At 31.8% G+C, this 11497-nt stretch carries 13 protein-coding genes; 3 read left to right on the top strand and 10 right to left on the bottom strand.

Annotated elements, in window-relative coordinates; translation table 11 throughout:
* The 7 genes from QZ824_RS08665 to QZ824_RS08635 all read right to left on the bottom strand — a co-directional run.
* Positions 1 to 352, bottom strand: a 352-nt coding sequence (locus QZ824_RS08665) for a DUF1801 domain-containing protein (protein WP_291275623.1), incomplete at its 3' end; no start/stop codon positions are given.
* Positions 353 to 354: 2 nt separating this feature from the next.
* Positions 355 to 843, bottom strand: coding sequence for an SRPBCC domain-containing protein (locus QZ824_RS08660; protein WP_291275622.1), 489 nt, complete (start codon positions 841 to 843; stop codon positions 355 to 357).
* A gap of 14 nt (positions 844 to 857) precedes the next feature.
* Positions 858 to 3398, bottom strand: a complete 2541-nt coding sequence (gene mgtA / locus QZ824_RS08655; protein ID WP_291275621.1) for a magnesium-translocating P-type ATPase — start codon at positions 3396 to 3398, stop codon at positions 858 to 860.
* A 180-nt stretch (positions 3399 to 3578) separates the two neighbouring features.
* Positions 3579 to 4478, bottom strand: a complete 900-nt coding sequence (locus QZ824_RS08650; protein WP_291275620.1) for a hypothetical protein — start codon at positions 4476 to 4478, stop codon at positions 3579 to 3581.
* Positions 4479 to 4500: 22 nt separating this feature from the next.
* On the bottom strand, positions 4501 to 5319 hold the full coding sequence (kdsA, locus tag QZ824_RS08645) for a 3-deoxy-8-phosphooctulonate synthase (protein WP_291275619.1): 819 nt from the start codon (positions 5317 to 5319) through the stop codon (positions 4501 to 4503).
* A gap of 74 nt (positions 5320 to 5393) precedes the next feature.
* Positions 5394 to 5840 carry a 2-dehydro-3-deoxyphosphooctonate aldolase gene (locus QZ824_RS08640; RefSeq protein ID WP_291275618.1) on the bottom strand — a complete coding sequence of 149 codons (447 nt, stop codon included), beginning with the start codon at positions 5838 to 5840 and terminating at the stop codon, positions 5394 to 5396.
* Between the two features lie 5 nt (positions 5841 to 5845).
* A complete protein-coding gene (locus QZ824_RS08635; protein WP_291275617.1) occupies positions 5846 to 6325 on the bottom strand; it encodes a DUF4199 domain-containing protein in 480 nt (159 codons plus the stop codon).
* 83 nt (positions 6326 to 6408) lie between these two features.
* Here QZ824_RS08635 and QZ824_RS08630 point away from each other — a divergent pair, with 83 nt between their 5' ends.
* From QZ824_RS08630 to QZ824_RS08620, 3 genes are all read left to right on the top strand, one after another.
* Positions 6409 to 6972, top strand: coding sequence for a YeeE/YedE thiosulfate transporter family protein (locus QZ824_RS08630; RefSeq protein ID WP_291275616.1), 564 nt, complete (start codon positions 6409 to 6411; stop codon positions 6970 to 6972).
* Position 6973: 1 nt separating this feature from the next.
* The gene (locus tag QZ824_RS08625; protein WP_291275615.1) at positions 6974 to 7387 is read left to right on the top strand and encodes a DUF6691 family protein; all 414 of its coding nucleotides are present in this window, start codon (positions 6974 to 6976) and stop codon (positions 7385 to 7387) included.
* 73 nt (positions 7388 to 7460) lie between these two features.
* Positions 7461 to 7730: a heavy-metal-associated domain-containing protein gene (locus QZ824_RS08620; protein WP_291275614.1), complete on the top strand. Its 270-nt coding sequence runs from the start codon at positions 7461 to 7463 to the stop codon at positions 7728 to 7730.
* Between the two features lie 34 nt (positions 7731 to 7764).
* Here QZ824_RS08620 and QZ824_RS08615 read toward each other — a convergent pair whose 3' ends face one another.
* The 3 genes from QZ824_RS08615 to QZ824_RS08605 all read right to left on the bottom strand — a co-directional run bounded on the left by QZ824_RS08615 (position 7765) and on the right by QZ824_RS08605 (position 11379).
* Entirely contained in the window at positions 7765 to 8040 is a 276-nt protein-coding gene (locus QZ824_RS08615; protein ID WP_291275613.1) for an ATP-dependent Clp protease adaptor ClpS, read from the bottom strand.
* Between the two features lie 33 nt (positions 8041 to 8073).
* Positions 8074 to 8913: a 50S ribosomal protein L11 methyltransferase gene (gene prmA / locus QZ824_RS08610; RefSeq protein WP_291275612.1), complete on the bottom strand. Its 840-nt coding sequence runs from the start codon at positions 8911 to 8913 to the stop codon at positions 8074 to 8076.
* Positions 8914 to 8985: 72 nt separating this feature from the next.
* Positions 8986 to 11379, bottom strand: a complete 2394-nt coding sequence (locus QZ824_RS08605; RefSeq protein ID WP_291275611.1) for a thiamine pyrophosphate-dependent enzyme — start codon at positions 11377 to 11379, stop codon at positions 8986 to 8988.
* Between the last annotated feature and the right edge of the window lie 118 nt (positions 11380 to 11497).

Below are 11497 nucleotides of genomic sequence, written 5' to 3'. Positions count from 1 at the left end.
ATTTAATACAATACCCTGTGATTTTTGCTTTTCCAATTTTATTACCATAAGTGTTATTTAAATAGTTTTTGTCTTTAATCCCCATAATATAAACCGATATTCCCGTCGAATTGGCGCTTAAACCAATTTTATAAAAGGCTCTAGTTTTACCTCCTGCTAATTGAAGTGTACAATTGCCGTAGCCTATATTTGGATTAGTCACAACTTTACCTGATGTATTTGTGCCCTCTAAAAACCAAAGTTGTGCCGTGGGAATTATTTCAATTATCGCTTGATGTATTCTTGTAATTTCAGTTTTTTTTGGCTCAGGTAAATTATTTAAATAATTTAAGATAGCTAATTTTATATCCACCTTTACTTTAAATTAGAAAATAATGAATCTAAGTTTTCTAACGTCATTGTTAATCCAATTTTAAATCCTTCTAATAAACTTTCCATTCGCTCAAAAGATTCGTTGTAAATTTCAATTTGTACTTGTGTACCGTTCTTTTGTTCCTTGAAAGTATATACCCATTCAGAGCCTGATGGTTCAGGATTCTCTTCTGTATCAGTAAAAACATTAAACATAGAGAAAGAATTGGTTGGATTAATTGTTTTATATTGTTGCAAAGCCCAACGTTCAACTCCTTCTGGACTAACCATGGCATAGAAACGTTTGCCACCTTCTTCAAAGTTCATATATTTTGTTTTAGAAGTAAATGGAGCAGGAGCAACCCATTGATCTAATAACTGAGCATTTGTAAAGGCTTCCCAAACCAAATGCAGAGGAGCATTAAAAACACGGGTAATGAATACTTTTTTAGCCTCTTTATCAACCGTAAAGTCAAAAAATAAATTGTTCATCTTTTTTTTAATTATTATGTTTGTTTATATTTTTTAAAGAACCATACCTTCAAAATATCTGCGGTCAGAATATAGAAAAGGACTATTCCTAACATTAATCCTAAGTTTTTTAATGGTAATGGGGTAAGTCCTATTTCTCTAGCAAAAGGTAAATAAGGTAAAGTAATAGTAAGAATTAAAGCTAGTATACTTAGTAAGAATAAATATTTTCCTGGTTGACTTTTAATAAAAGCACGATGAGTCCTAATAATAAATAAAATGCACAATTCTGTTAGTATAGATTCAATAAACCAACCCGTTTGAAATGTAGCTTCTTTTGCTTTTAATACATAAAATAAAGTCAAAAAAGTTATAATGTCAAAAATTGAACTATGTATTCCAAAAATAACCATGTAATTTCTAATTATTTTAATGTTCCATTTGCCGGGTTTAGTATAAACATCTGAATCTACATTATCATTTGCAACACTTAGATAGGGAAAATCGGTTAAGAAATTCGTAAGTAATATTTGTTTTGGTAACATTGGTAAAAAGGGGAGGAGTAATGAAGCTACAGCTACACTAAACATATTTCCAAAAGTAGCGCCAGTATTGATGTATAAGTATTTCATGGTATTGGCGAAGGTTTTTCGACCTTGTTTAATTCCTTCAGCAATTACAATTAATTCTTTTTCCATTAACACAAAATCTGCCGCCTCTTTAGCTACATCTACAGCGTTATCTACAGAAATACCAACATCAGCAGCATTGATTGCACCGACATCATTGATTCCATCTCCCATGTAGGCTACTGTATAGGAATGCTTTAATGCTAAAATAATACGTTCTTTTTGTTGCGGCTCTACTTCAGCAAAAATGTGTGTTCTTTTTACCAATTGCTTCAAAGCCTCTGTATTAGTATTTAGTAGTTCTTTACCTGTAAGTATTATTGGGTTCTTTATTCCAATATTTTTAGCAATTGATAAAGCAATATTTTTGTTATCTCCGGTGATGATTTTTAAACCTACTTTAAGTTGGTATAACTCATTAATTGTTTCTATAATTCCTTTTTTTACAGGATCGCTCATTAAAATGAATCCAGCAAAAATCATATCTATTTCAAGTTCTTTTGTTATAGAATCAGCAGTTATTGATTTATAACAAATAGCAATTACTCGGAATCCTTGTTCTCCAAATAACTGAAATTGTTGATCTATTTTTTTTTCAAATAATGTAATTGGTTGAATTTCATTGTTTTCATCTCTAATTTTGTTGCAAATACTCTTAATCTGTGAAAAAGCGCCTTTACTAATTAGGAGTTGTTCAGAGTCCGTTTGTATTGCAATGCTTAATCTTTTTCTAATAAAGTCATATGGAACTTCTCCTGTTTTTGAGACTTTATATCCAGTTTCTATTTTTATGTCTTTCAATGCTTCATCAATTGGGTTTGAATAACCTGTTTCATTGCTGGCATTCCAATATGCTAGTTTTTTTACCCATTCGCTTTCCTGACCAATGTAGTTTATTAATCCAGCTATTTTAATACTTCCTTCAGTTATGGTTCCTGTTTTATCAGTACAAAGCAAATTAACTTCACCTAAATTTTGTATGGAATTTAATTTTTTGACAATTACTTTTTTCTCCAATAATTTTTTTGCACCCGCACTCATGGCTATAGTTGCAATGGCTGGTAATAATTCGGGAGCCATACCTACAGCTAAAGCAAGTGCAAATAAAGCAGATTCCATGATACTTTTTTGATTCAATAAATTTACAATCAAAATGAAAAGGGCTAAAACCAATGTAATTTTCATTAAGAAATAGCCAAAATCTTTAATTCCTTTTTCAAATGTTGATTCTACAGCTATTGAGGCACTCTTTGCAATGTGACCAAATAATGAGTTTTCACCTGTTTGAATTACTAGAGCCTTAGCCTCTCCGCTGATTACATTTGTCCCTTCCCATAAAGAATTACTTCGCTTGCTAAGTTCGGTTTCTTCGTTTAATTTTCCTACTTCTTTTCTTACAGGGTAGGATTCTCCTGTTAAAGAAGATTCATTTACATAAAGTTCATTCGCTGCTAAAAGAATACAATCTGCGGGTAACATATCGCCTGCGGTTAAGCTTATAATATCGCCAGCTACGATTTGATTGGCATTAATTTTAGTTATTTTTCCATCTCGAAAAACGGTTGTTTTAATAGCAATTAAGGCTTGAAGTTTTTCTACTACTTTACCCGCATTTCGTTCTTGAAAGAAACTAAGTAAACCAGTGGACAAAACAATAAATAGAATGATAAAAACTTCAGAAGTATCACCTAAAAAGCCAGAAATAATTACTGCTCCAATTAGCATTAACATGAGCGGACTTTTAAATTGGTAGACAAAAAGCATCATATCTTTTCGTAAAGCAGAACGATTTTTAAGAGCGCTGTTATTTTTTGATATTCGCTTAGTAGCTTCTGCTTGCGATAATCCTTTTTCACTACTATTTAGTTGTTCTAACCAATATGAACTATCGTATTGCCAGAATTTATTTTCTACTTTTTCTTCCAAAATATTCTTCTTGAAGTACATCTAATGAATTAGAATTCAATATGTTTCATTAAAACCAAATTTACATCTTTTTTTAACTGGAACAAAATAAGTTTTGATTGAAATTATTTAATTAATTTTAGAAAATTGGTATTATTAAATTGTAGGTACAAAAAAAGCGTGAAACATTGTTCACGCTTTTAGCAGCTTGTGTTTTATTGTCTATATTTTGAAAATACCTCCAAAACTGATAATACGTTGTAAAAACCAAAAGTGTTGAGAAGCACTATCAGAGGTGTTTTTTGTAGTTCTAATATCATTCATGTCAATGTAACCACCTTTTAATTCGGTTTGTATAAAGAAGTGCTTAAAGAAAGTAAAATTTAGGCCTACTTTTGCTGAAAGACCATAGCCTGCAAGATGAAATTCGTCATAGCGTTCTTTTCCAAGTAGTCTAGTATTTGTTTTAGGAAGTAAAACACCTGCTCCTAAACCTTCAGTTAAATTGATTTGTACTTTATCACTGTTCCATGATTTGAATATTTTGGAAGAAATATCATCAACTCTTGAAATTTCTGTATTGATATAGTTTAATCCATCTGTATGTTCAAATGTTAAGAATGGAGGAGGTGAAGTGTCATCAGTGTCAGGATTAAAATTTTCTTGAAAATTTATTGGTGTATTATTGTAATTTCCATTATATATTGAACCTTCATCAGTACTAGGTAAATTTACATATCCAGTTACATTAGCTATTTGATCTTGTGTAAAAACATATTTCATATGGTCTAATCCAATTGAGATATTGTAGTGATCTGAAATAAAGTAACCTATTCTCAAATTTGTTTGTGGAATAGTCATTCTACCAGGATTAATATAATCCAAATGCCATCCTTTAGGTTTGTCATGTGCTACAGCATCAGTCACAATAAAATCATAGTTTTCTCCTTTAAAGTGAATATCCGAATTTGAATAGGATTCTCTATTTCCTCCCCAGAAAATGTAAAATTTACCTTTGTTATGAGCCGTGTATTTTTCTGGTGTTTCAACTGTTTCTTGCGAAAAGGTGTACTGTGAAAAAACACAAAAAGAAAGTACAACCATTAGTAATGATTGTTTCATAAGAATTTAAAAAAATAAGTATTTAAAATTGATTAATTGTTTTTCGAATGGCTACTAATCGAGTCATTAAACCTTCGAAATAGTCTAAATGTAACATATTTGCTCCATCACTTTTAGCATTAGCAGGATCAAAGTGGGTTTCTATAAAAATGCCATCTACTCCAACAGCAATTCCGGCTTTGGCAATAGTTTCTATCTTATCTGGTCTTCCTCCTGTAACACCACTAGTTTGATTGGGCTGTTGAAGTGAATGAGTAACATCTAAAACAGTAGTTCCAAATTCTTGCATGGTAGGTATTCCTCTAAAATCTACAATCATATCTTGGTAACCAAACATGGTTCCTCTATCGGTAATCATAAAATTTTCATTACCAGAGTCGATAACTTTTTGAGCTGCATGTTGCATACTTTCGGGACTCATGAATTGTCCTTTTTTTAAGTTTACCGTTTTTCCAGTTCTAGCAGCAGCAACGACTAAATCGGTTTGTCGAACTAAGAAAGCAGGAATTTGTAATACATCAACATATTCAGCTGCTAATACAGCATCTTCATTTGTATGAATGTCAGTTACTGTTGGTACACCAAATTCTTTAGAAACTTTTTGTAAAATTTTCAAAGCTTTTTCATCTCCAATACCCGTAAAACTATCTACACGAGAGCGATTAGCTTTTTTAAAAGAACCTTTGAAAACATATGGTATTTCTAATTGATTGGTAATGTTTACTATTTTTTCAGCTATTCTCATAGCCATTTCTTCACCTTCAATGGCACATGGACCAGCTAGGACAAAAAAATTACCACTATTTGTATGTTTAATTTGAGGTATATTGTTTAAATTCATGTTCTCTATTTTTTTGTAGTGCAAAGATAAAATAAAACCTTTAAAACGAATGTTCTAAAGGTTACATAATTTGTTTATTTTTTGGGTAAAAAACCTTTTGGGCAAAGCACTTCTCCTTTATCGGTTAAATTAACATATAATAACCATTTCTCTGTTTTACTTTCAATCCAAACTTCGTAAATTTCAAGCGTTCCTACGCCTACTGCATTGTTCTTTGATGGATAAGGACAACAAGTGTCTACTCGCTTGAATAAGAGTTTTTCACCGTCTTTCGAAGTAATACCATTAAAGAAACGTTTAACATTTGCTAAATTAGCATTTTCAGTTTTATAAAATCCTAAATTAATGGGATAATCTTGGTGAAAACCATATTTTCCTTCATTGGCAATAGTTTTAATTTCAAAATGATCTCCAATGATTTTTGGCATTACCGCTTTATCATTTATGTTTTGAATAGTTGATTTCGTACTTACACAAGCCATGTTGAACAAAATCAATCCAAAAAGAATTATTTTTTTCATCTTAATTATTTTTTTGTTGCATTTTTTTTAGAAACAAGATATCCAATAATTATACCAATTGGTAATAAAGAAGAATAATTCATTAGTAGTAAGCTCTTAAAATTATAGTAGGCCTCTGCTTCTTTTAAAGTTATCTTTCCTGACTTAATAGAGGCTTGAATAAAATTATTCATTAAGTCAGGAGAAATGTATTTCAATGAAAAATAAAGTGCTGCTGGAAGAAATAAAGCAAATACACCTGTTATGAATAGACTTGAAATAAATGATTGTTGAAAAGTAATTTGATTGTTATAATCATTTTTCTTTTTTAAGTATAAAGCTCTATAGTAGAGGATTGAAAAAGGAATTGTTATTAAAATAGAAAAGATAGGTTGTATAAAAAGTTTATCACTATGAAAACCCAACCATTTTTCTAGTTGAGACCATAAAATAAATGTAAAAGCTAGATAAAAACCCCAATATATTTCTAATTTAATTTTTCCCATGATTTTAATTTAATGTTAATTCTTTTGTAACAAATGTTACATTTGAAGTTTTGAATTTATATTTTTGTACAAAAATAATAAATATGGATGTATTATTTGGTACTTGGCATTGGTCAATATCAGGTTTGTTAATAGGTTTAATCATGTTAGTGCTCACGTATTTTGGAAAAACGTTCGGTATGTCATCAAATTTAAGGACTTTGTGTAGCATGACACCAGCTAAAAAACAAAGTGCTTATTTTAATTTTGATTGGAGAGAGCAACGTTGGAACTTAGCTATAGTTTTAGGAGCCATTGCTGGTGGGTTTATTGCTTATCATTTTATGATGGATTCTAAGCAAGTACTTCAGTTGAATCCAATTACGGTAAAACAATTACAATCTTTACACATTGATGCACCTAATGGTAAGTTAGGTCCAGATGCTATTTTTGGTATTGATCAAATGTGGACATGGAAAGGATTTTTATTACTTTTAGGTGGTGGGTTTTTAATTGGTTTTGGCACGCCTTATGCTGGTGGTTGTACCTCAGGACATGCGATTTCTGGATTGAGTAACTTACAAATTCCCTCGTTAATTGCTGTTATTGGTTTTTTCATTGGTGGATTAATTGCTGCTCATTTTTTAATTCCTTTAATTTTTGATTAAAATGAAATTGTTTAAATTCTTTATAGTAGGTATTGTTTTTGGAATTGTGTTAACTAAAGCTGAAGCTATTTCTTGGTATCGCATTTATGAAATGTTTCAATTTCAGTCATTTCATATGTATGGAATTATTGGCACTGCCATTTTTGTAGGTGTTACTGGGATCTATTTAATTAAGAAAAAAGAGGTTAAAGATATTAAAGGGGCTCCCATACAGATTATGGATAAAGATCGTGTGTTTTTTAGATATATAGTAGGAGGGACGATGTTTGGATTAGGTTGGGGTATAGTAGGGTGTTGTCCTGGACCTATTTTTATTTTATTAGGAACTGGTATGCAATCAATTGCTGTTATTTTATTAGGAGCTTTATTGGGTACTTATGTTTATGGAATGATTAAAGATAAATTACCTCATTAAGTTAGAAACCTGATATATGTTAGTTTTTAATATGTCTTTTTTTTGTACTTTTATATGGTTAAATTAAGCAGTTATGAAAACGACAGTACATATACAAAATTTGAAGTGTGGTGGTTGTGCTTCAACGATTACAAAGAATTTGAATGCCCTTGATGATGTATCTGATGTTATTGTGGTGGTAGAAGACAATTCAGTTACCTTTGATTATTCTGAAGTTCATACTTTAGATGTAGTGAAGAAAACATTAGCCGAGTTAGGTTATCCAGAAGATGGAGAGCGCAATAGTTTAGGTGCTAAAGCAAAATCTTATGTAAGTTGTGCTATTGGTAAGATGACTTCATAATAGAAAAAAGTCTCGTATTTAGCGAGACTTTTTTTTATATGATTTCTGCACTTAAACCAGCATCAAGTAAGGCTGAACATAGGGGTTTCAGTTTAGGTAACTCACCTGTTTTAACAGTACATTGACCTTTGTAGTGCACTAAGATAGCACATTGTTCAGCTTGTTCCCAAGTATGATCACATACACGTACCAAGGTTTCAATAACATGATCGAAGGTGTTTACATCGTCATTATATAAAACAATTTCATTGGTAAGACCAATCGCTTCTTCTACTAAAACTTCTTCTTGAACTTGTTCTAAAGTATTCATAATAAAAATTTTAAAGCTAACTTGACAAAGTTATTATTTTTTTTCAAATTTCAATGCCACCCAGTTGTTTCGTTCTTTTTTAGAAATAAAAGTTAAACCTAAAGCTTCACAACATTCTTGAATAGCAGGAATGTCTTCTGAATAAAATCCACTTAATAATAAAGTAGCTTCATTATTCATACAATTCACATAGGTAGACATATCATTTAAAAGAATATTTCTATTGATATTTGCAATAAAAACATCATATTTTTGCCCTTGGTTTAGCCAAGATGCATCACCTTCATATACAGAAATATGTTGGCAATTATTACGTTCTGTATTTTCAATAGAATTTAAATAACACCAGTTGTCAATATCTACAGCATCTATAGGTTGGGCACCTTTCATTTCTGCTAAAATAGCTAAGATAGCAGTTCCACATCCCATGTCCATTGTTTTTTTATTGGTTAATTCCAATTCTAATAAATGTTGGATGACCATGTGAGTTGTTTCATGGTGTCCAGTACCAAAACTCATTTTTGGCTCAATTACAATTTCAAAAGTAGCGTTTGTTGGTTCGTGAAAAGGAGCACGTACATGACAAATTCCATCAACATCAATAGGGGAGAAATTTTTTTCCCATTCTTCGTTCCAATTTACTTGTTCAATTTCTTCAAACGTGTATTCTATTTTGAACTCAGGATTTTCTAGGATGTAAATATCTTCCAGTATATTAGCGGTCCATAAATCCTTTTGAACAAATGCAGATACACCTGTTTCCGTTTCAATAAAACTTTCAAAAGCTGTTTCGCCTAATTCGGCAATTAAAATTTCTGAACCTAATTCTAATGGTTCAATAGTAAAATGATATCCAATGTATGTATTTGACATAAGTTTTTCGTTTATTCCATAAAAAAATAGGAAGCAAAATTACTACTTCCTATTTTAATATTGGTGTTTTACTTAATATAATTTAGGGAAACGAGCAGGAAAAGCTTCATGCATGATTTCGTATACTTTTTCATAGATATCCTCTGCACTCGGCTTAGAAAAGTAATCTCCATCTGTTCCGTAAGCGGGTCTATGTGCTTTTGCAGTTAATGTTTGTGGTGCACTGTCTAAGTGTTTGTAAGCCTGTTGGTTTTCAATAATCTCCTGAAGAATATAAGCGCTGGCACCACCAGGAACATCTTCATCAATCACTAATAAGCGATTGGTTTTTGCTACTGATTTTACAATATCTTTTTGAACATCAAAAGGTAATAATGATTGGATATCAATGATTTCTGCATCAATACCAATTTCTAACAATTCTTTTGCAGCTTGTTCAACAATACGTAAAGTTGAGCCATAAGATACCAAGGTAATATCTTTACCTTCTTTGATAGTTTCTACAATACCAATAGGTGTTTTGAAAGCACCTAAGTTGGTCGGCATTTTTTCTTTTAAACGGTAACCGTTCAAGCACTCAACAATTAAAGCAGGTTCATCTGAATTTAATAGTGTATTGTAAAAACCAGCAGCTTTAGTCATATTTCTAGGGACCAATACATGTATTCCTCTGATAGCATTGATGATCATTCCCATAGGAGAGCCAGAATGCCAAATACCTTCTAAGCGATGACCGCGAGTTCTAATAATTAAAGGAGCTTTTTGGCGGCCGTGTGTTCGATATTGCAGAGTAGCTAAATCGTCGCTCATGATTTGAATAGCATACAATAAATAATCCAAATATTGAATTTCAGCTATTGGTCTTAAGCCTCGCATTGCCATTCCAATACCTTGACCAAGAATAGTAGCTTCACGAATACCTGCATCAGAAACACGGAATTCACCATATTTCTCTTGCATACCTTCTAATCCTTGATTTACATCACCAATTGTACCCGAATCTTCACCAAAAATTAATGTTTCTGGGTATTTAGCAAATATGGCATCAAAGTTGTCTCTAAGTATTAATCGTGCATCTACTTCTTCAGCGGTTTCGTCATAAGTAGGCAATACTTCTTGAGTTGCAGCAGCATTTCTTACAGATTCGGAGAATAAATGTGAACTATATTTTGGTTGGATTTTTTCAGAGAATGAAGTAATCCATTGTGCTAATGAAGCTCTATCGTTGCCAGATAACATTCGAAGAACTTTACGCGCAGTGACCAAAATATCTTTTCGAATAGGTTCTTTGATAGCGGCTAAGTCAGCACTATATTTCTCTATAAAAACTTTGTTTTCAGAATGTTGTGCTACATTGTTTAGAACTTGTACAGCTTCAGCAACTTCAGTTTTGATAGCAGTTAAGTAGGTATTCCAAGCTGTTTTCTTTCCTTCTAACACTTCTTTTTTAGAAGCTTTTTCAATCTCTTCAATTTCTTCAACTGTAGCAATGCTATTCTCAATCATCCATTTTTTCATTTGAACAATACAGTCAAATGTTGTTTCCCATGCTAAACGTTCTGCATTTTTATAACGTTCGTGTGAACCTGAAGTTGAGTGACCTTGTGGTTGAGTTAATTCTTGTACGTGAACTAAAACAGGTACATGTTCTCTTCTCGCTAATTCAGCTGCTTTTTGATATGTTTCAACTAGAGCAGGGTAGTCCCAACCTTTAACACGAAATATTTCATAACCTTTATTTTCTTCGTCACGTTGAAACCCTTTTAAAATTTCTGAAATATTTTCTTTTGTTGTTTGGTATTTAGCATGTACTGAAATTCCATATTCGTCGTCCCATACACTCATGACCATAGGCACTTGTAAAACCCCTGCAGCATTAATGGTCTCAAAGAATAAGCCTTCTGAAGTAGAGGCGTTTCCTATAGTACCCCAAGCAATTTCATTTCCATTTACTGAAAAATTATTTATTTCAGGCAGTTCTTTTACATTTCTATAGATTTTAGATGCTTGCGCCAAACCTAATAATCTAGGCATTTGTCCAGCCGTTGGTGAAATATCAGAACTTGAATTTTTTTGTTGTGTAAGGTTTTTCCAATTTCCATTTTCGTCTAATGAATGAGTAGCAAAGTGCCCGCCCATTTGACGACCTGCACTCATTGGGTCAAAATTAATATCTGCATGTCCATACAATCCAGCAAAAAACTGTTCGATGGTTAAGGCACCAATTGCCATCATAAACGTTTGGTCACGATAATATCCTGAACGGAAATCACCATTTTGAAACGCCTTGGCTAAGGCTAATTGAGGCACTTCTTTTCCATCGCCAAAAATTCCGAATTTAGCTTTCCCTGTAAGTACTTCTTTTCTTCCAAGTAAACTACATTCTCTACTAACCGTAGCTATTTTAAAATCGTTTAAAACTTCTTTTTTAAAATCTTCAAAAGTTAACGTTGCTGTTTTTGCCATTTTGTTCATGTTCAATTATGCTTTGCTACAAATTTAAAAAAATAGACTATATGTTGTTAATTTGTATTTCATTTTTATGAAAAAATAGTTGTAAATATGTTGTAATATTGTAATAATG

Origin of the sequence: Flavobacterium sp. (assembly GCF_021151785.1) — a bacterium.
Lineage (GTDB): Bacteria > Bacteroidota > Bacteroidia > Flavobacteriales > Flavobacteriaceae > Flavobacterium.
This window is presented reverse-complemented; position numbering and strand designations above follow the sequence as displayed.